We start from the raw sequence: 20,763 nt of genomic DNA, 5'->3' as shown, positions 1-20,763 counted from the left end.
GGGCAGGCGCGACATCCTGGCCCCCGGGCGGCGCGTGACAGGCGCGCGGATTTGCGCTAACCCATCACGGAACGCAACCACGGAACAGGCCGCAGGAAAATCGACATGGCTGAGCACAAGCACGGAAGCATGGACATCACCGTTCAGGAAAAGACCTTTGAAGGGTTCATCAAATTCACGATCCGCACGGTCATCGTGATCCTGTGCATCGTCATCTTCATGGCGATCTTCAATTCCTGATCGGACAGACCGCCCCATGGGGCGGGGTGGGGTAACATGATAAACAGACGTGCGGCGATGACGGGGCTGGGCGCCTCGCTCTTCGTGGCCGGTTGCGCTGGCAGCGTCTCTGGTCCCGACGCGACACCGGAACAGGCGGCAGCCGCCGCCTACCGCCACCCGGGCGAGCCCGAGATCATCCTGTACACGATGATCAACAACCGGACCGGATCCGGGGCGCATTCCTCGATGCTGATCAATGCCCCGTCACAGCGCGTGATCTACGATCCCGCCGGGTCTGTCCGCTTTACCGGCGTACCGGAAATCGGTGACGTTCTGTACGGGATCACGCCGCAGGCAAAGGAATTCTTTGAAAGCTCTCATGCCCGCAGCACCTACCGGATGTTGGCACTGAGCCGCCCGGTGGATCCGGCCGTGGCGGAACTGGCGCTGAAGCTGGTGCAGGAGAAAGGCCCCGCCGGCCCTGCGCTTTGCTCGAATGCGGTGTCGGATGTTCTGGGCGCGCTGCCCGGGTTCGAATCCCTGCGCGGTATCTGGACCCCGAAGAAGCTGGCCACGAATTTTGCCAAATTGCCCAATGTCACCCGGCGCGTCCGGCGCGAGAACGACTCGGATGACAAGGACGCGGCGATCGCAGCGCTTGAGGCCGGCAAGAAGACCCGGACCGGCCAGCCCTGATCCGGGCGTTCAGAACGGTAGCCAGGCGCCCGAGATCATGACCGCGGCGCCTGCACCGACAGCGCCGTAAAGGCTTTTCCAGACATAGCCGACCACAAGCGCCGCCGCCGCTGCGATCAGCCGCAGCGGATCGGTCTCGCCATTTGTGGCGGCTGGCCAGACCACCAGCGGCGCGACCAGCGCGGGCATGACCGCCACGGCGGTATAGCGCAGGTGCCGCAAAAGCCAATCCGGCATGGCCCTGTCGCCGACCAGCCCCAGAAAGACAAAGCGCAGCCCGAAAGAGCCCAGCCCCAGAACGATGATCACGATCCACAGGTCCGTCATGCGCCCGGCCTCCGGTCTGCGGGCAGGCCGGCACGGCGTTCCACCTCTGCCCCGGTCATCATGCCCGACAGTGCGCCGACGATCAGGCCGAGGTTATAGGGCAGCCAGGCAAAGCTGAGCGCCATGATGGCAGCAACCAGTGCCGCGGCCCGGTGCGCGCCAGTCCGCAGCGCGGGTGCAAACAGCGCGATAAAGGCGATCGGCAGCGCGAAATCCAGCCCCAGTTCCGGCGGCACCGCCTCACCGACCAGCGCGCCGACAATCGTGAACAGATACCAGAACGGGCAGATCGGCGTCATGACCCCCATGAAATAGGAGAATTTCTGGGGAACGGTCATCTCTGGCCGCTTTTCATATTCCACGATGGAGGCAGCAAAGGTCTGGTCCACAAGGAAATAGGCCACCAGAACCCGCTTCCACATCGGCAGGTGCCCGAGGTGCGGCGTGATCGAGGCCGAATACATCGCCATCCGCAGGTTCACCGCCAGCGCCGAGACGATGACAACCAGCGTCGGCGCGCCGTCCTGCATCAGTTGCACGGCTGTGAACTGCGCGGCCCCGGCGATCACGACTACCGAAAAGCTGATGATTTCGAACAGGTTGAGGCCCGCATCCGCTGCGACCACGCCGAACAGCATGGCAAAGGGCGCCACCACAAAGAGAAAGGGCAGGGCGGTCCGCATTCCCCGCCAATAGCTTGACATCGCGTCTGTGTGGTCCATCACTACACCTTCCATTCGCCCCACGCCGTAGCCAAGCGAGCCGCCCGATGCAATCGCCCCCGGACACTCCGCCCCGTGAATTCGCGTCCGACTACCTGATCGCGCCGGACCCCGCGTCAGCCCGCCTGACGCGCGCCGTCACCGGGACCGACCATACCGGCGCCGAGGTCGAGGTATCCGTGGTCGAGGAGCGTCCGCTGACAATCTTCCTGAACCGTCAGGAAATCGTCACCGCCATGACCATCGGGGATTACCCCGAGTACCTGGCGATCGGTTTCCTGCGCAATCAGGGGATGCTGGCCGACGGCGAGCAGATCACCGGCGTCGATTACGACGAAGAATTGGAAACCGTCGTGGTCCGAACCGCCTCGCAGACCACCTACGAGGAAAAGATGCAGAAGAAGACGCGCACCTCCGGCTGTGCCGTGGGGACCGTCTTTGGCGACATGATGGAAGGGCTCGAACAGGTTCGCCTGCCCGCAACAGAGGTGCGCACCTCGTGGCTTTACACGCTGGCGCACAAGATCAACACGACGCCGTCGCTGTACCTCGAGGCCGGGGCGATCCACGGCACGGTGCTGTGCCAAGGCGACCGTCCGCTTGTCTACATGGAGGACGTGGGCCGCCACAACGCCGTGGACAAGATTGCCGGCTGGATGTTCCGCGAAGGGGTCAGCGCGGAGGACAAGATCCTTTATACCACCGGGCGGCTGACCTCGGAAATGGTCATCAAGACGGCACTTATGGGAATCCCGGTGCTGGCGTCGCGTTCGGGTTTTACCGCCTGGGGCGTAGAGATCGCCCGCCAGGTCGGGCTGACCTGCATCGGCCGGATGCGCGGCAAACGCTTTACCTGCCTGTCCGGTGCCGAGCGGTTGGTCCGCGACATGGACCCGGACGCCGTGCCCGAGGAGAGCGCCAAGCATCGCCGCAAGAGCGCGGGGCAGACATGAAACAGCCCGTTGGCGTGATCCTCGCGGGGGGGCTGGCCTCTCGCATGGGCGGCGGGGACAAGGCCCTGTTGACGCTGGGTGGCCAGACGTTGCTGTCCCGCGTGATCGAAAGGCTTTCGCCACAGGTCGCGGCGCTGGCGCTGAATGCCAATGGCGACCCGGTGCGCTTTGCCGAGACTGGCCTGCCGGTGGTGGCCGACACCATCGCCGATTTCCCCGGCCCGCTTGCCGGGGTGCTCGCGGGTCTCGACTGGGCGGCCGAACAGGGCGCGGACACGCTGGTCAGTGTTGCCGCCGACACGCCGTTCTTTCCCTGTGATCTGGTGCCGCGCCTCTTGCTGGCCAGCGAGGGGCAGGAGCATCCGCTCGTTCTGGCCGCGACCAAGGGCGACGCCCAGACCCGCAGCAAGTCCCGTTCGGGCCTGATCCGGCATCCGACCTTCGGCCTCTGGCCCGTGGCATTGCGCGACGATCTGCGCGCAGCGCTGGAGGGCGGGCTGAAAAAGGTCGTGCTCTGGACCGACAAACACGGCGGGCGCGAGGCGCTCTTTCCCTCCGTGCCTTTCGATCCATTCTTCAACGTGAACACGCCGGAGGATCTGGCACAGGCGGAGGCGCTGCTATGAGGCTCTACGGGGTGACGGGGTGGAAGAACGCCGGAAAGACCGGCCTGATGGAACGGCTGGTGACGGAAATCACGTCGCGCGGTCTGACCGTCAGCACGGTCAAGCACGCACATCACACCTTTGACGTCGATCACCCCGGCAAGGACAGCTATCGCCACCGCCACGCGGGCGCGTCAGAGGTGATCCTCTCCTCGCGCAACCGGGTGGCCCATATGATCGAGCTGCGCGGCGCCGGTGAACCCACGTTGGACGAGCTGCTGGCGCGGTTGGCGCCGGTCGATCTGGTGCTGGTCGAGGGCTACAAGCGCGACCGCCATCCAAAGATCGAGGCCTTCAGGGCCGAAACCGGCAACCAGCTGATCGCCCATGAGGACCCGACGGTGCGTGCCGTTGCCGCGGACACGGCGCTGACGCTGGACCGGCCTGTCTTCGACCTGAACGATACCGTGGCCGTGGCCGATTTCATCCTCGCGGAGGTCGGCCTGGCAAGGGCGGCGGAATGACGGGGTTCGACCGCTTTCTGATGGTGGACTGGTCGGGCGGCAATGATGCTGGCCCGCGGCCCCGCAAAGATGCGATCTGGATCGGCGAGACCGGCCCGGAGGGAGAGGCGGAACCGCTGTACCAGCGCAACAGGCGCGTGGCCGAAGAGACACTTGCCAACGGGATCGAGGCCGCGCTGGTGTCGGGAGAGCGTCTTTTTATCGGTTTCGACTTTCCCTTTGGCTATCCGGCCGGTTTCGCGGAGGCTCTGACCGGGCGGGCCGATCCGCTGGAGGTCTGGGGCTGGCTGGCCGATCGGGTCGAGGATGCCCCCCGTGCCAACAACCGTTTCGACGTGGCGGGCGGCATCAACAGGGCTTTGGGCGGCGGGCGCGGGCCGTTCTGGGGAAATGCGCTGAAACGGGACATTCCCGGTCTGCCGCGCACCAAGGCGGGATATGCAAATCCCTTTCCCGAACGCCGAGCCTGCGAGGTGCAGGGCAAAGGCACGTTCACCTGCTGGCAAATGGCGGGCGCGGGTGCCGTGGGATCCCAGGTGATCATGGGGCTGCCCGTACTGGAACGGCTGAGACGGCGCTTTGCCGGGCAGGTATCCATCTGGCCCTATGAAGCGCTCGACGGGCCTGTCGCCTTCGTCGAGATCTGGCCGGGACTGATCAATGATGCCGTGCGGCGGGCAACGGGCCCCGGTGACATACGCGACGCCGTACAGGTCCGCCTGCTGGCACGCGCCCTGGCGGACACGGCGCCGCAGCGGCTGCGGGACATGTTGTCGGTCGAGGCGCCAGAGGAAGGCTGGATCCTGGGGCTTGGCGCCGAGAGCGAATTGATGGGGAGCCTGGCCGCATGACATTGAAACCGCCGCCCCTGAACAACGACTGTTTCGCCCTGCCGCCCGGGGTCGACTGGACCCCGGTGGACGAGGCGCTGAACATGTTGCGCGCGCGCCTGCACCCGGTCGTCGTCCGAGAGGATGTGCCCGTTATGGCAGCGGCCGGTCGGGTTCTTGCGGCACCGCTGACGGCGCGACGGGCCAACCCGCCGCTGCCCAATACCGCCGTGGACGGGTTCGGCTTTGCTGCTGATACCATCGGCGAGGCGGCAGAGTTCACCTTGCCGTTGGTCGAGGGACGCGCCGCCGCGGGGCTTGCCTTCTCGGGTGCGGTGCCGCCCGGCCATGCCATCCGCGTGCTGACCGGCGCCGCCCTGCCCGAGGGCGTGGATACCGTGGTTCTGGACGAAGACTGTGCGACCGATGGCGCCGCGGTGGCCTTTCGCGGCCCGGTCAAACCCGGTGCCAACACCCGCCGCGCGGGTGAGGACGTGGCGGAGGGGGAGGAGATCCTGTCGCAGGGGCGGATGCTGACTCCGGCGGACCTTGCACTGGCGGCAGCCACGGGTCTTGCCGATCTGCCCGTCTACACGCCCCTGCGCGTTGGTGTCCTGTCGACCGGGGACGAGGTGGTGCCCGCCGGGCAGGTCGCTGCGCCCGGCCAGATCTACGACGCCAACCGGCCGATGCTCCTGTCGCTCATCGCGCGTTTCGGTCACGCTCCCGTCGATCTTGGCCATGTGCCGGATGAGCGCGAGGCACTGCGCGCGCGGCTCGACGGGGCCGAGGTGGATGCGATCCTGACATCCGGTGGTGCCTCGGCGGGGGATGAGGACCATGTGTCGGCTCTGTTGCGCGAGACCGGGGCGCTGGCCGCATGGCGCATCGCGCTGAAGCCCGGACGCCCCCTGGCGTTGGGGATGTGGCAGGGCAAGCCTGTCTTCGGTCTGCCGGGCAACCCGGTCGCGGCTTTCGTCTGCAGCCTGGTCTTTGCCCGCCCGGCGCTGCGCCTGCTGGCCGGGGCTGGGTGGGATGACCCGGCGGGGTACACCGTGCCGGCGGCGTTTGCCAAGACCAAGAAACCGGGGCGGCGCGAGTACCTGCGCGCCCGTCTGCGTGATGGCCGGGTCGAGGTCTTCAAGTCCGAGGGCTCGGGCCGTATTTCGGGGCTGAGCTGGGCCGAGGGGCTGGTGGAACTGCCCGATGCCGCGGCCGAGATCTCGCCGGGAGACCCGGTGCGGTATATTCCATTCGGCAGTTTCGGGCTGTGAGCCGGGGCGGGGGCGCTGCCCCCGTCTCCCTGCGGTCGACTCCCCCGGAGTATTTTTGCAGAGAAGAAGGGCGGGCCAGCGTCCTAGTCGAAGGTGCCTGCCACCCGTCCCAGTAGCATGAAGGCGCGCGCGGTGCGGGTCATGGCGAAGGCCGAGATCTCTTCGTCCGTGGCATTGGGTTCGAAGCTTGAAAAGCTGGTGTCGAAGCGACGCAGGAAATGATGCGCCGCATCGCGAAAGATCGGATCCTGTTTCATCCGCCCGGCCGCCAGCGCCAGCGAGGAGCGGTCGCGTACGCCCCCCAAGGAAGCGATGGGGCGGCCCCGTTCGCCCTGGGCAAAGGCGCGCCAGGTTTCGGGGCGGGCCAGATCGGGGCGCAGATCATCCATGTAGATGCCGTCCTGGCTCATCAGGGTCAGCACGTCCTGGGCGGCCTGGATCAGCTTGGCCGTGCCGCGATCCTTGAGCGCCCGACGCAGGGCAGCAAAGCCTTCCTCGTCCTCGGCGGTTTCGGGAAAATGCAGGGCGCGGATGTAGTCGGCATTGGGCAGGGGCGGCTGCAACGCCTCTGCCGGGGTGCCCAGCGACAGGGCGGGCTGGTCGTCGCCGTCGGACCCGTCCGGGGCGGGCAGGGCGCCGGGTTGGCCGCCCTGGCGGATGCCACCAAGCATGGCTAGCGTGGATTCCAGGTTCTTCTGGGCGCCCGCGATATCGTCCAGCCGCTTGACCAGCATGGGATGCGGCGGCTGACCCTTGCCGCTTTGCGCCTGGGCGACATAGGCCTGTCGGATTGCGTCGATGGCCGCCTGCAGGCGGGCGCTTTCGCTGCGCATGATGCGCGCCGCGCGGATCGTGAGCGCCGCGACCCAGACCAGCGCCACCGGCATCACGACCACCATCAGTGCCAGCAGGAAATGCAACGGACCGTTTTCGCCCTCGGGCAGACCAAGGAAATACCAGCCCGAGATCACAACCCAAATGATCGAGATCACCGCGGCGGTGATCTCGATTCCGGTGACACCCTCGGTCGCGCCGCGGGCGTAGAGGCCGGGCAGCGTCGGGCGGGCGTCCTTTGGGTCGCTCATGGCGTGTCTGCCCTACTTGTAGGCGATGCTCAGGATTTCATAGGACTTGGCGCCGCCCGGGGTGCGAACCTCGACGCTGTCGCCCTCTTCCTTGCCGATCAGGGCACGGGCGATGGGCGACTTGATGTTCAGCAGGCCCTTTTCGACGCTGGCCTCGTGTTCGCCCACGATCTGCCAGGTCTTTTCCTCGTCGGTGTCTTCGTCGACGACGGTCACGGTGGCGCCGAACTTGATCGGGCCGGACAGGGTCTTGGGGTCGATCACCTCGGCCAGGCCCAGGGCGCCTTCCAGTTCCTTGATGCGGCCCTCGATGAATCCCTGCTTTTCGCGCGCCGAGTGGTATTCGGCGTTCTCCTTGAGGTCGCCCAGTTCGCGCGCCTCGGCGATCGCCTGGATGATGGCGGGCCGCTCTTCGGACTTGAGCTGTTTCAATTCGGTTTCGAGCGCGGTGTAACCCGCGCGGGTCATCAGGATCTTGTCCATTTTCGGATCGTCTCTGCCTCTTCAGCGAGTGTTTCAGGAGTGTCGTCGCCCGTTGCGCCGATGTAAAGCCAAGCGCGCCCTCAGACCAGCGGGATTTTTCCGGTCTGCATGCAGGTTTGACTTTCGAAGAGGTGCGGGTACTGTGGATTGCACCTTATTAGCAACGAGATTTTGATATGCGTTCCCTTATTTCCCTTGCCGCGGCCGCCGCGGTTTCCGGCATTGCTGCCACATTCGCACAGGCCCAGTCCATCGAAACGATCAGCGTTTCTCCCGATGGTCAGACCGTCCTCGTGGGCGGCACCAACCGGACGGTCTATGCCCTGTCCGCCGAGACGCTGGAGGTGACGGACCGGCGCTATGTGTCGGAACTGGTGCGCCAGATCGTGCACGGTGCCGATGGTGAGCTGGTCTTCTTTCGCGACGATGCCGACACGCTGACTGCCTACAAGACCGCCGATATGTCCTTTGCTTGGAAGGCCTCGGACGTCGACAACATGGCCTATGACCCGCGCGCCGGTGCCATTGCCGTGCTCGACCAGCATTACAAGGACGATTCGGTCAGCCTGCTGTTCGCGGCCACCGGAGAGCAGATGGCGCGCGTGGCGATGGGCAAGATCAAGTCCAACCTGATCGCCCTGGCACCCGGTGCGGACAAGGCGTTGATCCTGACCAACTACGCCAAGTCCGACGCCGAGGAGAAGGCGGATGAGCCGGACGACCTGAGCAAGCTGCAGAAGGCTGATTTCAAGCAGTTGCACGACGGCTATGTCAGCAACGTGGTGACGGTGGATTTCGGTACCGGCGCCTTCGAAATGTCCGAAACGCCCTATCGCGTCTCTTACCCCAAGGCGGTGCGGATGGCCGGGGACAGGATGATGATCCTGCGCACCAACATGGATTCGATGATGCTTGCCCCGGACGGATCGGGTGAGCTGATCGACCTGGGCGAGGACTACTTCAACTACGCCGACATCGACGCCAAGGGAGAAACCTACATCCTGACCAAGGGCGTGGACCTGCGGTTCGTGCCCGTGGCCCAGGACGGCCCCGAGGGGCTGCTCAAGGGAGAGCGGCTGCGCGGTGGGCCGGCGGAATGGATCACCGCCATGGCAGAGGCGCCGGACGGCACGCTGTATTTCGGAACCAATGCCTACCGGCTGCTCAAGGTCGGTCCGGACCGTGGCAAGATCGAGATCGTGCCGGTGTACTGAGACCCGTCCTGCACCGGACACATGGAAAGGCCGCCTTCGGGCGGCTTTTTTCGTGCGTGCAAACGCGCGGGAACGCGCGGCAGTGTCGCAATAGGACCTTGCAACGCCGTGTCGTGATTGACCTGTGCTGCACTGCCGCGCTACTCAGTCGCGAAAGAAAATTTCAATGCCCCTCGAAGGGAAGGAGCCGGAATGTCCGACTTTGAGCGCGAATCCATGGAATACGATGTCGTCATCGTGGGCGGCGGCCCGGCGGGACTGTCCGCCGCGATCCGCCTGAAACAGCTCGACGACAGCCTGGACGTGGTCCTGCTGGAAAAGGGATCGGAGATCGGGGCGCATATCCTGTCGGGCGCCGTGCTGGACCCCTGCGGCCTGGATGCGCTGATCCCCGACTGGAAGGACAAGGGCGCACCGCTGAACACGCCGGTGACCGAGGACAACTTCTACATGCTGGGCGAGGCGGGCAAGGTCCGTATTCCCAACTGGCCGATGCCGCCGCTGATGAACAACCACGGCAACTACATCGTCTCGATGGGCAATGTCTGCCGCTGGATGGCCGAACACGCCGAGGAGATGGGGGTCGAGATCTTCCCCGGCATGGCCTGTTCCGAACTGGTCTACGGCGAGAACGGCGAAGTGCGCGGCGTCGTGGCCGGTGAATTCGGCAAGAATCCCGACGGCACCCCGGGGCCCAGCTATGAGCCGGGTATGGAGTTGCTGGGCAAATACGTCTTCCTCGGCGAAGGCGTGCGCGGCTCTCTGTCCAAGGAAGTGATCGAGAAATACGACCTGTCCGCCGGGAAGGAACCGCAGAAGTTCGGCCTTGGCATGAAGGAGATCTGGGAGATCGACCCGGCCAAGCACAAGGAAGGTTCCGTCACCCACACGATGGGCTGGCCGCTGGGGTCGAACGCGGGCGGCGGGTCGTTCATCTACCACCTCGAGAACAACCAGGTCTACGTCGGCTTCGTCGTGCACCTGAACTACGAGAACCCCTACCTGTATCCCTACATGGAATTCCAGCGCTTCAAGCACCATCCGATGGTGGCCGAGCTGCTGGAAGGCGGCAAGCGCGTCGCCTATGGCGCGCGTGCGATCAGCGAAGGCGGTTACCAGTCCATGCCCAAGATGGTGGCCCCGGGCGTTGCGCTGCTGGGCTGTTCGGTGGGTATGGTCAACGTGCCGCGGATCAAGGGCAACCATAACGCGATGCTGTCGGGCAAGGCGGCGGCAGAGGCGGCCTATGCCGCGCTGCGGGATGGCCGGGCCAGCGACGAGCTTTCGGCCTACGAGACCGAGGTCCGCGAGGGCGCCATCGGCAAGGACCTCAAGATGGTCCGCAACGTCAAGCCGATGTGGTCGAAATACGGGCTCACCGCCAGCCTCACGCTGGGTGGTCTGGACATGTGGACGAACAACACGCTGGGCTTTTCCTTCTTTGGCACGCTGGGACACGGCAAGAGCGACGCCGAGGCCACCGGCATGTCGGCCAGGTTCGAGCCGATCGACTATCCCAAGCCCGACGGCAAGCTCAGCTTTGACCGCCTGACCAACGTCGCCTTCAGCTTTACCAACCACGAGGAAAGCCAGCCTGCGCACCTGCAGTTGAAGGACCCGCATGTCCCGACCTCGATCAACCTGCCGAAATACGCCGAACCGGCACAGCGCTACTGCCCGGCGGGCGTCTACGAGGTGGTCGAGGACGAAAGCGGACCGCGCTTCGTCATCAACTTCCAGAACTGCGTCCACTGCAAGACCTGCGACATCAAGGACCCCAGCCAGAACATCAACTGGACGGTTCCGCAGGGCGGCGAAGGGCCGAACTATCCCAACATGTGACGGCGCGCGACGCTGCGTTCCGGCGGCCGGGGTCTGATGACCCCGGCCGTCTTGCGTTCAGGCGGGTGTCAGGCGCTGCGCAGGGCCCTGTGGGCAAGGGCGGCGATCAGGTCGGTGCGTGTCACGATGCCGACAAGCCGTCCGTATTCCAGCACCGGCACAGCGTCGACCGCACCATCCGCCATCATCGGCAGCAAGGCGGCTATGGGCGTGGCCGTTGTCGCGCGCGGGCCAGCCACTTCCATGATCTCCTCGGCCCGTACCGGCATGTCCCGTTCGCGGTCCAGCAGCCGCCTGAATGCTGCCAGGTACCCGCGATCCAGCCGCAGCGCGTCTTGCCGGGCCCGGTCGATCAGGTGCATCTGAAAGATTACGCCCAGGAACCTGCCCCCGTCCGAGACCACGGGCAACGAGGTGAAGCGGTGCTTGCGAAACAGATCCGCCACTTCGCCCAGTCCTGTATCGGACCGCACCGTGATCAGTCTGTCCGACATGATGTCCGCGGCGGTTTCCGCGCTGGTGGCATGTGAGGCCGCCCGCAGTTCCGCCGCGCCGATCAGCCGGGCGAGGTCCTCGACCCCCAGGTTGAAGGACTGGCGATAGTTTTCCAGAAGTCCGGCCAGTTCGTCCTCGCTCAGGTCCAGCCGCATGCGCGATGCCGGCTCGGCGTTGGTCTCGAACTGGCGAAAGGGATAGTGACGGCCGGTCAGCCGGGCATAGATCGCGGCCAGGGCCACCAGCACGATTGTTCCCGCCGCCACCGGCGCCAGTGCAAAGCGGAAGCCCAGCTCTTCGATCGCGGCGGGGCTTAGCGCGGCGGTCATCGCCACGGCGCCTGCGGGCGGATGTACGGCGCGGCACAGGATCGTCGCCGTGATTGCCAGCCCCACGGCCAGCGCGACCCGCAGTGTCGGATCGGCCATGGCCATGCAGACGGCGACGCCCACCAGTGCCGCGATGGTGTTGCCGACCACCGCCGACCAGGGCTGTGCCAAAGGGCTGTTGGGCACTGCGAACAGCAGCACCGAAGTCGCCCCGAACGGCGCGATCAGGTAGAGGCCCAGTTCCGTGTCCACCCCCGGTGACAACAGGAACAGCCCGGCCAACCCCAGCCCGACAATGGCGCCGACGCCGGCGCGCAGGGCCTCGACCGGCGAGACTCTTGCGACGGCAGGGCCGAGTGATCGTAGTTTGTGCAGCATGAGTGCCCCGATTTCTGTGCTGCCCAAATTTTCAGCAAATCGAGGGGGCTGCAACCGGGAGTGACACCGGGCGCCTGCCTGCAATTCCGCCTGGCCTGCCATCTTGTTGGGCGCAGGCTCACAAGGAGGTGAAGCACAGGCCCGCTTCTGCGGGCTGTCGCGATTGCCTTGCCTGTTCAACCGCTCTAGGCTTTGGCGAAATGGCGACTGAGGAGACCGGCATCTTGACAGCTTGGACACAGACGGTGCGCGCGGCCTTGTTGGCGACGGCGCTAGTGCTGCCTTCACTCGCAACGGCACAGGGGTTCGCGGGCGATTACCTGGCTGCGCGCCAGGCCAGTTTCCTGGGCGATTTCAAATCCGCCGCGCATTACTATGGCAAGGCGCTGGCCCGTGATCCGGGGCGTCCCGAACTGTTGGAACGCGCGGTTCTGGCCAATATTTCGCTGGGCGAGGTCGATCGCGCCGGAAGCTACGCGGAACGCCTTGCGCAGGATGGGTATTCCAGCCAGATCGCCCAGATGGCGCTGGTGGCCCGTGACGCACGCGGCGAGGCCTATGGTGCGATTATCAAGGCCATCGATGACAAGCGCGGCCTTGGTCCGCTGGCTGACGGCCTCGTCAAGGCCTGGTCCCAATTGGGCGAGGGCGACATGACAAGCGCCCTTGTGACCTTCGACGATGTCGCGGACATTCAGGGGCTGGCGCCCTTTGCCGCCTATCACAAGGCCCTGGCCCTGGCCTCCGTGGGCGACTACGAAGGCGCCGAACTGATCCTCGGGGGCAGCCAGAGCGCGGGCATGGGATCGACCCGCCGCGGTGTCATGGCCCATGCCGAGATTCTCAGCCAGCTTGATCGCAATGCCGATGCCGTACAACTGTTGTCAGACTCCTTCGGCAGCAATCTCGATCCGGGGCTGGAGGCTCTGCGCGACCGCCTCGAGCGGGGCGAAACCGTGCCGTTTACCCATGTGCGGTCGCCGCGCGATGGCATCGCAGAAGTGTTCTACACCGTTGCCGGCGCCCTGGCTTCGGAAAACAACGAGGATCTGACGCTGCTTTATGCGCAGATGGCCCAATACCTGCGCAACGATCATATCGACGCGATCCTGCTGGCGGCCGAGGTGCTGTCCAAGATCGGCCAGTACGATCAGGCCATCGACACCTATGCCAAGGTGCCCGAGGACGACGACGCCTATCACGCCGCCGAACTGGGCCGCGCCGAGGCGCTGCGCCAGAGCGGCGACACGGATGCGGCCATCGCTGTTCTGGAAGACCTGGCACAATCCCACGGGACGATGCCGGTGGTGCATTCCACGCTGGGCGACTACCTGCGCCAGGACGAACGTTATGATGAGGCGGTCAGCGCCTATTCCGAGGGGCTTGCAAGGGTCGCCGAAGTAGGCGAACGGCACTGGTTCCTGTTTTATGCCCGTGCCATTTCCTACGAACGTCAGGACAAGTGGGCCGAAGCCGAGGCCGATTTCCGCAAGGCGCTGGAATTGAACCCGGAACAGCCGCAGGTGCTGAACTACCTCGGCTATTCGCTGGTGGAAAAGCAGGTCAAGCTGGACGAGGCGCTGGACATGATCGAACGCGCGGTCGAGGCGCGACCCAACGCGGGCTACATCGTCGACAGCCTGGGCTGGGTGCTGTACCGGCTGGGCCGCTACGAAGAGGCGGTTCCGCACATGGAGCGCGCGGCTGAACTGATGCCGATCGACCCGGTGGTGAACGATCACCTGGGCGATGTCTACTGGGCCGTGGGGCGCCAGCGCGAGGCAGAGTTCATGTGGAAACGTGCGCTGTCCTTCGTCGACTGGGAAGATGCCGCAGCCGAGGCGGATCCCGAGCGCATCAAGCGCAAGATCGAGGTCGGGCTTGACCAGGTGCTGGAGGAAGAGGGCGCGCCGCCGCTGACACTTGCCGATGACAGCGCAGGCAATTGAGGTCTTTGCGCCCGCCAAGATCAACCTGACACTGCACGTCACCGGCCAGCGCGCGGATGGATACCACCTGCTCGACTCGCTCGTGATGTTCGCGGATGTCGGGGATCGCGTGACCGTCGCGCGGGCCGAAGAGATGTCCTTGCGCGTGACCGGGCCGATGGCACCGGGTGTCCCCGACGATGCGCGGAACCTTTGCTGGAAGGCGGCAGAAGTGTTCGGTGAGCCTGTGGCGATCACCTTGGACAAGTGCCTGCCCGCCGCCGCGGGTATCGGCGGTGGGTCTTCGGATGCGGCGGCGGTTTTGCGGGGCATGGAGCGGCTCTTTGACCGTCCGAGCGGAGTTTCCGCGCTTGATCTGGGGGCGGATGTTCCCGTCTGCATGACAGCGCAGGCCGCGCGCATGCAGGGCATCGGGGAAAAAGTGACGCCGCTTGGCATGCCGCCTTTTCCGGCGCTGCTGGTGAACCCGCGGGTCGAGGTCGCCACGCCGGCCGTCTTCCGTGCCCTGAGGCGCAAGGACAACGGGGCGATGGCCCCGATGCCGGAGGCAGGCGGGGCATCGGCCGCCATCGAATGGGTGAGCGGGCAACGCAACGACTTGCAAGCGCCAGCCGTTGCCGTTCAGCCCGTCATTTCTGAAGTCCTTGAAAGGCTGGAAAATCTTGCGGGCGTGCGGCTTGCCCGCATGTCGGGATCCGGTGCGACCTGTTTCGCCCTGTTCGACACGCGTGCCGCTGCGGACAGCGCCGGCGCAACCCTCTCATCCGCCCGTCCGGACTGGTGGGTGCGCTCGACGATATTGCGCTGATGGGGCTGGCAGGATGGGGAATCTTTCCCATCCTCCTCAGTTCACGCGGCTCACCACGTAATCGTTGAGGTCGATCAGCAGGTCACGAAACTCGCTCTGCGGCAGGGTTTCCATTGCCGCCTTGGCGCGCGCGGCCCAGGCCAGTGCCTCTTGCCGGGTCGCCTCCAGCGCGCCGTGCTTGTTCAACAGGCCGATGGCGTGCTCAAGGTCGCCGTCCCGCTGGTCGCCCTTCTCGATCACCCGCTTCCAAAAGGCCTTTTCCTCATCGTTGGCCGAGGCAAAAGCCTTGATCAGCGGCAGGGTCAGCTTGCGCTCGCGGAAATCGTCGCCGATGTTCTTACCCGTCGCGTCGGAACCCCAGTAATCCAGAAGGTCATCGACAATCTGAAAGGCGATCCCCAGCGCGTCGCCATAGTCGAACAGTGCCCTGACCTCGTCCTCGGGCCGTCCGGCGATCACGCCGCCGACCTCTGTCGCGGCGGAAAACAGCGCGGCCGTCTTGCCGCGCACGACCTGAAGGTAGATCGCCTCTGTCGTCGACAGGTCCTGCGCCGCGGTCAGTTGCAGCACCTCGCCCTCGGCGATGGTCGCCGCCGCGTCGCTGAGGATGCGCAGAACCCGCAGGTTTCCGGTTTCCGTCATCAATTGGAACGATCGCGCGAAGAGGTAGTCGCCAACCAGCACGCTGGACTTGTTGTCCCACAGCAGGTTCGCGGTGGGCCGCCCGCGCCGCTTCTTGCTTTCGTCCACCACGTCGTCGTGCAGCAGGGTGGCGGTATGGATGAATTCCACCGTCGCGGCGAGGTGGACATGGTACGGGCCGTCATAGCCGCACATCCGTGCCGCCGCCAAGGTCAGCAAGGGGCGCAGCCGCTTGCCACCGGCCTCGACCAGGTGGGCCGTCACCTCGGGGATGCGCGGCGCGTGTTTCGACGCCATGCGCGCGCGGATCAGGGCGTTGACCTCGTCAAGGTCCCCGGCCAACAACGCGGCAAGACGTTCATGCGGCTTTTGAATGGCGTCGTCCAAGCTCATCAAACTCCCGTGCAAGGCTCGACAAATCGTGCGCCTTGTCCTTACATCCCCGACATGGAAGAGCTCTTGCGCACGAACGACATCACCCTGATCCCGCTGGTCCGGACCCTTCTGAACGAGGAGGGTATAGACAGCTTTGAACTGGACGTAAACATGAGCGTCCTCGAGGGATCGATAGGCATTCTGCCGCGGCGTTTGATGGTGCGCGCGGACCAGATCGAGCAGGCCCGGCGCCTTCTGCGCGCGGCCGGTGTGAACTTTGAGGGCTGAGCCATTTGCCCCCGACGCGTTGAGCGAGGACGCGATGCTGGGCGGCAGGGTGCGCCTGCTGCAACCAAGGGATGGATACCGGGCCGGGACCGATCCGGTGGTGCTGGCGGCCGCCGTCGCGGCGCAGCCGGGGCAAAGCGTGCTGGAACTGGGCTGTGGCGCGGGGCCGGGCCTGTGCTGCCTTGGTGCGCGCGTGCAGGGGCTGCGGCTGAGCGGGCTGGAACTGCAGCCGGGATACGCCGCGCTTGCTCGCCGAAACCTTGCGCACAACGGGCTGACGGGTGAGGTCTGGACCGGCGACCTGTCCGATCCTCCGCCCGGGCTGAAGGCGCAGAGCTTTGACCATGTTTTCGCGAACCCGCCTTATTTCGAGGCCGGCAAGCGGATCCGTGCCGATGAGAGTGGGCGGGAAATTGCCCTTGCGGGGGAAACGCCGCTGGCCGACTGGGTGGCCTGCGCCGCTAGGCGGCTGAAGCCGCGCGGCTATGCGACCTTCATCCAGCGCGCCGAGCGCTTGCCGGACCTGATCGTGGCCATGCAAGGACGGCTTGGGGCGCTTGAACTGTTGCCCTTGCTGCCGCGCGAGGGGCGTCCGCCGCGCCTGATCCTGCTTCGAGGCCGCAAGGACGGGCGCGCACCCTTCCGGTTTCACGCAGGCGCGGTGATTCACGCGGGCGACCGCCACAAGGAGCCGGGGAACCGCTACACCGCCCGTTTCGAGGCGATCATGATGCGGGCGGCAGCGCTGGAATTCCCGGCAGGTCGAGTTTGACCTGTATCCATGTTACATTTTTGCGAAGCCATGATGCAGCCGCAGCGTGACTTGCGTGTAATTCTGTGCTGCACTGAAAATCTCGTCATCTGAAAGGAGGATCCCATGAGCTTGAGTTCGCACTTGCAGGAACTGAAAAGGAAGCATCACGCCTTGTCGGAAGCCGTAGAGGAGGCGCAGCGCGCCCCCGGGACTGACGACCTGCTCATCGCGGACCTGAAAAAACAGAAGCTGAGGATCAAGGAAGAAATCGCGCGGCTTTCGCCGCAAACCGTGATGTAGCACGGGTTCTCTTTGACCTGTTCCGGGGTTCACTCAGGCCCGGGACAGGTCATCTACAGAGACCAGCGACTTGCCCTCGAGTCCCGTGGGCAATGCCCTGATCTCCTCGAACAGCCACTCGCGGAACGCGGCGATCTGTGGACGCGTCTCCGTGCCGTTTGCGCAGAGAAACCGGAACCGTGCGGTTGTCGTCAGACCGATGTCGAACGGCGCGACCAACTGTCCCGAAGCCAACAACCTCTGCGCCAGCGATGTGCGCGACAGGACCACGCCTGCGCCTGCCAGGGCCGCGTCCAGCGCGTGATCGGCCTGAGAAAAGCGCGCTGTCGGGGTTGGGCAGCCCGTCATGCCGCAGGCGCGGAACCATTCTGGCCAACCGGCAGGCGGATCCATGAAATCATGCGAGCCGTCCTGCACCAAAGGCGCATCCAGCAGACTGTCCGGCGTGGGGTAGAGCGATGCCAGATCCGGACGCATCATCGGTGTCACGGCTTCGTCCAGGAGATGCTCGCTGAACAGGCCTTCGTCCGTGCCATAGCCGTAGCGGATGGCCACGTCGATCTCGTCCCGGTCAAAATCCATCATGCGCAGGCCGGCGACAAAGCGCAGCTCGATATCCGGATGGGCCTGCGCAAAATCGTAGAGCCGCGGTGCAAGGCATTTGGCGGTAAAGGCGGGGCCGGCGGTGACCGTCAGCCTGCCGGTGTCTTGCAGGCGCCGCGTCGCCCGCCAGGCGGTGATCAGCCGTTCGAACCCTTCGGAGGTTCCCGGAGCCAGAAGACGCCCGGCTTCGGTCAGTTCCACTGCGCGGTTCAGGCGGCGGAACACCGGCGCGCCCAGGTGGTCCTCCAGATTCTTGATCTGAAAGGAGAGCGCGGCGGGCGTGACGTTCAGCTCCTCGGCCGCCTTGGCAAAGGACATGTGACGCGCGGCAGCCTCGAAGGCGCGCAGGGCGGTGAGAGGGGGCAGGCGGTCGGACATTTTCACATAAGTATAACTTGACTGAGCGGCTGAGAAGTCTCGTTTGCCGCTTTTCTTGCGCCTGTCTAGGTTGAGGGCATCAAGTAATGCTTGTCCAATGAGGTCCGCCATGCTCGAAGCCGCCGCCGACGCCCGTCATCGTGACGCGATCCTTGCCGCCCATGCCGCGCGCGGCCGGTTTGTGTCCGGCCTCTGGAAGAGTGTTTTCGCCCGTCGCCGCTGACCGCAGGTCGTGAGGCTCCCCGCTCCCGCCGGTCTTGGCGGGCGAAGCGAAGCGCCCCCGAACCGAAAGACTCCGGGGGTGTTTTGTTCGAGAGCGGATTATCTCTGGCTTGAACAATGCCGACGGTGCGGCGCAAGGAATTGCCTTCGAATGCAATGACCGGTGCAATCCCAGACACCGGACCCAATGAAAAAGCGCCCGCTGGGGGCGCTTTTGGTGGATGTGCGGGCCGGTGGGTGACGCTTGTCCCGTCCTTTGGACGGAACCTCGCCCCACCCGCCGTCCCTTGGCGTTGCGCTCAGACGAAAAACTGGGCGCCGTTGGCCGAAATGGTCGAGCCGTTGATGAAACCGGCATCGTCAGAGGCCAGGAAGGTCACGCAGCGCGCGATTTCCTCGGGTTCGCCCAGTCGTCCGGCGGGAATCTGCGCGATGATGCTTTCGCGCACCTTCTCCGGCACGGCCATGACCATTTCGGTCGCGATGTAGCCCGGGCAGATCGCGTTGGCGGTGATGCCCTTGCGCGCGCCTTCCTGGGCCAGCGACTTGATGATGCCGAGGTCGCCCGCCTTGGTGGCGGCATAGTTGACCTGGCCCATCTGGCCCTTCTGGCCGTTGATCGAGGAGATCACGATGATCCGGCCAAAGCCGCGGTCACGCATCCCCGGCCAGATCGGGTGCACGGTGTTGAAGACGCCGGTGAGGTTGGTGTCGATCACCTCGTTCCACATCTCTGGGGTCATCTTGTGGAAGGCCGCGTCGCGCGTGATGCCTGCATTGGCCACGACCACGTCGATGGGGCCCAGATCTGCTTCGACCTGCGCAAGTCCGGCTTTGGAGGCCTCGTAGTCGGCCACGTTCCACTTGTAGGTCTTGATGCCGGTGGCTTCGGTGAAGGCGGCGGCCTTTTCGTCGTTGCCGGCGTAGGTCGCTGCGACCTCGTAGCCTTCGGCCTTCAGGGCCTTGGAAATGGCTTCGCCGATGCCGCGGCTGCCGCCGGTGACGAGTGCTACACGTGCCATTGGGGTTCCTCCAGTTCTTTGTCCGTGTCTGGTAACTTTGTTACCTTGCGATTTTTAGATGAGCAACAATATTACTCTTCTATTCGGGTCGTTTGTCGCGACCCCTTGTCCGGTCCAGCTTGGGCCCGGACGCTCTCCACAAAAAAGGGGGCGCCATTGGCGCCCCCCGATATGCCATGTGGCGCCGGTTACGGACGCTCCACGCAGAGCGCGACGCCCATGCCGCCGCCGATGCAGAGCGTGGCGAGACCCTTCTTGGCATCGCGGCGTTTCATCTCGAACAACAGGGTGTTCAGGACGCGCGCGCCCGAAGCGCCGATCGGGTGGCCGATGGCAATGGCGCCGCCATTGACGTTCACGATGGACGGATCCCAGCCCATGTCCTTGTTCACGGCGCAGGCCTGAGCGGCGAAGGCTTCGTTGGCTTCGACCAGGTCCAGGTCCTCAACCTTCCAGCCGGCTTTTTCCAATGCCTTGCGCGAGGCGTGGATCGGACCCACGCCCATGATCGACGGGTCAAGCCCGGCGGTGGCGTAGGAGGCGATGCGGGCCAGCGGTTCGATGCCGCGCTTTTCGGCCTCATCCGCGGACATCAGCAGGGCGCCGGCGGCGCCGTCGTTCAGGCCGCTGGCGTTGGCGGCGGTGACAGAGCCGTCTTTGGCGAAAGCCGGGCGCAGTTTCTGCATGGCTTCGAGGGTGGCGCCGTGACGGATGTATTCATCCTTGTCGACCACGATGTCGCCCTTGCGGGTCTTGACGGTGAAGGCCACGACCTCATCGTCGAACTTGCCGGCCTTTTGGGCGGCTTCTGCCTTGTTCTGCGAGGCAACGGCGAATTCATCCTGCATGTCGCGGGTGATCTGCCATTGGTCGGCCACGTTCTCGGCGGTGTTGCCCATGTGGTAGCCGTTGAAAGCGTCCCACAGGCCGTCGCGGATCATCGTGTCGATGTATTTCATGTCGCCCATCTTGTGACCGGCGCGCAGGTGCGCGGCATGGGGCGAGAGGGTCATGTTTTCCTGACCGCCGGCACAGACGATCGAGGCGTCGCCCAGCATGATGTGCTGCGCACCAAGCGCGACCGCACGGAGGCCCGAACCGCAGACCTGGTTGATTCCCCAGGCCGCCGATTCCTTGGGCAGGCCGGCATTGATATGTGCCTGGCGGGCAGGGTTCTGGCCTTGCGCTGCGGTCAACACCTGGCCGAGGATGGTTTCGGAAACATCCTCCTTGGCGATGCCGGCGCGGTCGACCAGGGCTTCCAGGACGGCTGCGCCCAGGTCATGTGCCGGGGTGTTGGCAAAGGAACCGCCAAAGCTGCCGACGGCCGTCCGGGCAGCGCTTGCGATAACGACGTTGGTCATATGTAGTCCTCCAGGCAAGCGGGTGCATCAGGTCAAGACGCGGCCCCACCGGTTGCGGGTCCTTCTCTTCCTCGCTTGT

23 protein-coding genes are annotated in these 20,763 nt (G+C 65.2%); 14 read left to right on the top strand and 9 right to left on the bottom strand.

Translation table 11 applies throughout. The annotated features are described in order from the left end of the window. Positions 1–105 precede the first annotated feature (105 nt). Entirely contained in the window at positions 106–240 is a 135-nt protein-coding gene (locus ACQY5B_RS19895) for an aa3-type cytochrome c oxidase subunit IV (protein ID WP_305969372.1), read from the top strand. Between the two features lie 36 nt (positions 241–276). Continuing rightward, on the top strand, positions 277–918 hold the full coding sequence (locus ACQY5B_RS19890; protein ID WP_305969373.1) for a hypothetical protein: 642 nt from the start codon (positions 277–279) through the stop codon (positions 916–918). A 9-nt stretch (positions 919–927) separates the two neighbouring features. Here the strand turns inward: ACQY5B_RS19890 and ACQY5B_RS19885 are convergent, their stop codons facing one another. Together ACQY5B_RS19885 and ACQY5B_RS19880 are read right to left on the bottom strand one after the other, a co-directional pair. Continuing rightward, a complete protein-coding gene (locus ACQY5B_RS19885; RefSeq protein ID WP_420327797.1) occupies positions 928–1,245 on the bottom strand; it encodes an AzlD domain-containing protein in 318 nt (105 codons plus the stop codon). Further along, positions 1,242–1,967 carry an AzlC family ABC transporter permease gene (locus ACQY5B_RS19880; RefSeq protein WP_420327798.1) on the bottom strand — a complete coding sequence of 242 codons (726 nt, stop codon included), beginning with the start codon at positions 1,965–1,967 and terminating at the stop codon, positions 1,242–1,244. The genes ACQY5B_RS19885 and ACQY5B_RS19880 overlap by 4 nt, the downstream gene beginning before the upstream one ends. A gap of 47 nt (positions 1,968–2,014) precedes the next feature. On the opposite strand from ACQY5B_RS19880, the gene ACQY5B_RS19875 reads away from it, so the two are divergent. Genes ACQY5B_RS19875 through ACQY5B_RS19855 form a run of 5 tightly spaced genes read left to right on the top strand, consistent with a single transcriptional unit; the run spans position 2,015 to position 6,153 of the window. Then, positions 2,015–2,920 (top strand): formate dehydrogenase accessory sulfurtransferase FdhD, encoded by a 906-nt coding sequence (locus ACQY5B_RS19875; protein WP_420327799.1) that lies wholly within the window; start codon positions 2,015–2,017, stop codon positions 2,918–2,920. Continuing rightward, positions 2,917–3,546 (top strand): molybdenum cofactor guanylyltransferase MobA, encoded by a 630-nt coding sequence (gene mobA, locus ACQY5B_RS19870; RefSeq protein ID WP_420327800.1) that lies wholly within the window; start codon positions 2,917–2,919, stop codon positions 3,544–3,546. The genes ACQY5B_RS19875 and mobA overlap by 4 nt, the downstream gene beginning before the upstream one ends. Next, positions 3,543–4,049, top strand: a complete 507-nt coding sequence (gene mobB, locus ACQY5B_RS19865) for a molybdopterin-guanine dinucleotide biosynthesis protein B (protein WP_420327801.1) — start codon at positions 3,543–3,545, stop codon at positions 4,047–4,049. The genes mobA and mobB overlap by 4 nt, the downstream gene beginning before the upstream one ends. Then, positions 4,046–4,900: a molybdopterin guanine dinucleotide synthesis gene (locus ACQY5B_RS19860; RefSeq protein ID WP_420327802.1), complete on the top strand. Its 855-nt coding sequence runs from the start codon at positions 4,046–4,048 to the stop codon at positions 4,898–4,900. The genes mobB and ACQY5B_RS19860 overlap by 4 nt, the downstream gene beginning before the upstream one ends. After that, entirely contained in the window at positions 4,897–6,153 is a 1,257-nt protein-coding gene (locus ACQY5B_RS19855) for a molybdopterin-binding protein (protein ID WP_420327803.1), read from the top strand. Before ACQY5B_RS19860 ends, ACQY5B_RS19855 begins: the two co-directional genes overlap by 4 nt. An 83-nt stretch (positions 6,154–6,236) precedes the next feature. Here the strand turns inward: ACQY5B_RS19855 and ACQY5B_RS19850 are convergent, their stop codons facing one another. After that, the gene (locus tag ACQY5B_RS19850; protein WP_420327804.1) at positions 6,237–7,238 is read right to left on the bottom strand and encodes a hypothetical protein; all 1,002 of its coding nucleotides are present in this window, start codon (positions 7,236–7,238) and stop codon (positions 6,237–6,239) included. Positions 7,239–7,250: 12 nt separating this feature from the next. After that, positions 7,251–7,721 (bottom strand): transcription elongation factor GreA, encoded by a 471-nt coding sequence (gene greA / locus ACQY5B_RS19845; protein ID WP_305969382.1) that lies wholly within the window; start codon positions 7,719–7,721, stop codon positions 7,251–7,253. 176 nt (positions 7,722–7,897) lie between these two features. Here greA and ACQY5B_RS19840 point away from each other — a divergent pair, with 176 nt between their 5' ends. After that, entirely contained in the window at positions 7,898–8,935 is a 1,038-nt protein-coding gene (locus tag ACQY5B_RS19840; RefSeq protein WP_420327805.1) for a hypothetical protein, read from the top strand. Between the two features lie 192 nt (positions 8,936–9,127). Further along, positions 9,128–10,777 (top strand): electron transfer flavoprotein-ubiquinone oxidoreductase, encoded by a 1,650-nt coding sequence (locus ACQY5B_RS19835; protein WP_420327806.1) that lies wholly within the window; start codon positions 9,128–9,130, stop codon positions 10,775–10,777. Positions 10,778–10,845: 68 nt separating this feature from the next. On the opposite strand, the gene ACQY5B_RS19830 is transcribed toward ACQY5B_RS19835, so the two are convergent. Continuing rightward, entirely contained in the window at positions 10,846–11,979 is a 1,134-nt protein-coding gene (locus tag ACQY5B_RS19830) for an HPP family protein (RefSeq protein ID WP_420327807.1), read from the bottom strand. A 224-nt stretch (positions 11,980–12,203) separates the two neighbouring features. On the opposite strand from ACQY5B_RS19830, the gene ACQY5B_RS19825 reads away from it, so the two are divergent. Both ACQY5B_RS19825 and ACQY5B_RS19820 read left to right on the top strand, forming a co-directional pair. Then, positions 12,204–13,928, top strand: coding sequence for a tetratricopeptide repeat protein (locus ACQY5B_RS19825; RefSeq protein ID WP_420327808.1), 1,725 nt, complete (start codon positions 12,204–12,206; stop codon positions 13,926–13,928). Next, a complete protein-coding gene (locus ACQY5B_RS19820) occupies positions 13,909–14,736 on the top strand; it encodes a 4-(cytidine 5'-diphospho)-2-C-methyl-D-erythritol kinase (RefSeq protein ID WP_420327809.1) in 828 nt (275 codons plus the stop codon). Before ACQY5B_RS19825 ends, ACQY5B_RS19820 begins: the two co-directional genes overlap by 20 nt. A gap of 36 nt (positions 14,737–14,772) precedes the next feature. On the opposite strand, the gene ACQY5B_RS19815 is transcribed toward ACQY5B_RS19820, so the two are convergent. After that, complete coding sequence (locus tag ACQY5B_RS19815) at positions 14,773–15,771, bottom strand: polyprenyl synthetase family protein (RefSeq protein ID WP_420327810.1); 999 nt, start codon at positions 15,769–15,771, stop codon at positions 14,773–14,775. Between the two features lie 54 nt (positions 15,772–15,825). Here ACQY5B_RS19815 and ACQY5B_RS19810 point away from each other — a divergent pair, with 54 nt between their 5' ends. From ACQY5B_RS19810 to ACQY5B_RS19800, 3 genes are all read left to right on the top strand, one after another. After that, entirely contained in the window at positions 15,826–16,041 is a 216-nt protein-coding gene (locus ACQY5B_RS19810; protein WP_305969389.1) for a putative signal transducing protein, read from the top strand. A 19-nt stretch (positions 16,042–16,060) separates the two neighbouring features. After that, positions 16,061–16,813, top strand: a complete 753-nt coding sequence (locus ACQY5B_RS19805) for a tRNA1(Val) (adenine(37)-N6)-methyltransferase (protein ID WP_420327811.1) — start codon at positions 16,061–16,063, stop codon at positions 16,811–16,813. Between the two features lie 105 nt (positions 16,814–16,918). Next, entirely contained in the window at positions 16,919–17,095 is a 177-nt protein-coding gene (locus tag ACQY5B_RS19800; RefSeq protein WP_305969391.1) for a YdcH family protein, read from the top strand. A gap of 33 nt (positions 17,096–17,128) precedes the next feature. On the opposite strand, the gene gcvA is transcribed toward ACQY5B_RS19800, so the two are convergent. The 3 genes from gcvA to ACQY5B_RS19785 form a co-directional block, all read right to left on the bottom strand. Continuing rightward, positions 17,129–18,076 (bottom strand): transcriptional regulator GcvA, encoded by a 948-nt coding sequence (gene gcvA, locus ACQY5B_RS19795; RefSeq protein WP_305969392.1) that lies wholly within the window; start codon positions 18,074–18,076, stop codon positions 17,129–17,131. A 521-nt stretch (positions 18,077–18,597) separates the two neighbouring features. Further along, on the bottom strand, positions 18,598–19,320 hold the full coding sequence (gene phbB, locus ACQY5B_RS19790) for an acetoacetyl-CoA reductase (RefSeq protein WP_043141679.1): 723 nt from the start codon (positions 19,318–19,320) through the stop codon (positions 18,598–18,600). Between the two features lie 188 nt (positions 19,321–19,508). Continuing rightward, the gene (locus ACQY5B_RS19785; protein ID WP_420327812.1) at positions 19,509–20,684 is read right to left on the bottom strand and encodes an acetyl-CoA C-acetyltransferase; all 1,176 of its coding nucleotides are present in this window, start codon (positions 20,682–20,684) and stop codon (positions 19,509–19,511) included. Positions 20,685–20,763 lie beyond the last annotated feature (79 nt).

This window comes from Antarctobacter sp. (assembly GCF_965277915.1).
Classification (GTDB): Bacteria; Pseudomonadota; Alphaproteobacteria; order Rhodobacterales; family Rhodobacteraceae; genus Antarctobacter.
Note: the sequence above shows the minus strand (reverse complement) of the source record. Positions and strands in the feature narration are given on the sequence as shown.

Excerpts from the sequence above, each read along its gene's own strand:
- ACQY5B_RS19895 (WP_305969372.1), top strand. The coding sequence starts at position 106 with ATGGCTGAGCACAAGCACGGAAGCATGGACATCACCGTTCAGGAAAAG.
- ACQY5B_RS19890 (WP_305969373.1), top strand. The coding sequence starts at position 277 with ATGATAAACAGACGTGCGGCGATGACGGGGCTGGGCGCCTCGCTCTTC.
- ACQY5B_RS19885 (WP_420327797.1), bottom strand. The coding sequence starts at position 1,245 with ATGACGGACCTGTGGATCGTGATCATCGTTCTGGGGCTGGGCTCTTTC.
- ACQY5B_RS19880 (WP_420327798.1), bottom strand. The coding sequence starts at position 1,967 with ATGGACCACACAGACGCGATGTCAAGCTATTGGCGGGGAATGCGGACC.
- ACQY5B_RS19875 (WP_420327799.1), top strand. The coding sequence starts at position 2,015 with ATGCAATCGCCCCCGGACACTCCGCCCCGTGAATTCGCGTCCGACTAC.
- mobA (WP_420327800.1), top strand. The coding sequence starts at position 2,917 with ATGAAACAGCCCGTTGGCGTGATCCTCGCGGGGGGGCTGGCCTCTCGC.
- mobB (WP_420327801.1), top strand. The coding sequence starts at position 3,543 with ATGAGGCTCTACGGGGTGACGGGGTGGAAGAACGCCGGAAAGACCGGC.
- ACQY5B_RS19860 (WP_420327802.1), top strand. The coding sequence starts at position 4,046 with ATGACGGGGTTCGACCGCTTTCTGATGGTGGACTGGTCGGGCGGCAAT.
- ACQY5B_RS19855 (WP_420327803.1), top strand. The coding sequence starts at position 4,897 with ATGACATTGAAACCGCCGCCCCTGAACAACGACTGTTTCGCCCTGCCG.
- ACQY5B_RS19850 (WP_420327804.1), bottom strand. The coding sequence starts at position 7,238 with ATGAGCGACCCAAAGGACGCCCGCCCGACGCTGCCCGGCCTCTACGCC.
- greA (WP_305969382.1), bottom strand. The coding sequence starts at position 7,721 with ATGGACAAGATCCTGATGACCCGCGCGGGTTACACCGCGCTCGAAACC.
- ACQY5B_RS19840 (WP_420327805.1), top strand. The coding sequence starts at position 7,898 with ATGCGTTCCCTTATTTCCCTTGCCGCGGCCGCCGCGGTTTCCGGCATT.
- ACQY5B_RS19835 (WP_420327806.1), top strand. The coding sequence starts at position 9,128 with ATGTCCGACTTTGAGCGCGAATCCATGGAATACGATGTCGTCATCGTG.
- ACQY5B_RS19830 (WP_420327807.1), bottom strand. The coding sequence starts at position 11,979 with ATGCTGCACAAACTACGATCACTCGGCCCTGCCGTCGCAAGAGTCTCG.
- ACQY5B_RS19820 (WP_420327809.1), top strand. The coding sequence starts at position 13,909 with ATGACAGCGCAGGCAATTGAGGTCTTTGCGCCCGCCAAGATCAACCTG.
- ACQY5B_RS19815 (WP_420327810.1), bottom strand. The coding sequence starts at position 15,771 with ATGAGCTTGGACGACGCCATTCAAAAGCCGCATGAACGTCTTGCCGCG.
- ACQY5B_RS19810 (WP_305969389.1), top strand. The coding sequence starts at position 15,826 with ATGGAAGAGCTCTTGCGCACGAACGACATCACCCTGATCCCGCTGGTC.
- ACQY5B_RS19800 (WP_305969391.1), top strand. The coding sequence starts at position 16,919 with ATGAGCTTGAGTTCGCACTTGCAGGAACTGAAAAGGAAGCATCACGCC.
- gcvA (WP_305969392.1), bottom strand. The coding sequence starts at position 18,076 with ATGTCCGACCGCCTGCCCCCTCTCACCGCCCTGCGCGCCTTCGAGGCT.
- phbB (WP_043141679.1), bottom strand. The coding sequence starts at position 19,320 with ATGGCACGTGTAGCACTCGTCACCGGCGGCAGCCGCGGCATCGGCGAA.
- ACQY5B_RS19785 (WP_420327812.1), bottom strand. The coding sequence starts at position 20,684 with ATGACCAACGTCGTTATCGCAAGCGCTGCCCGGACGGCCGTCGGCAGC.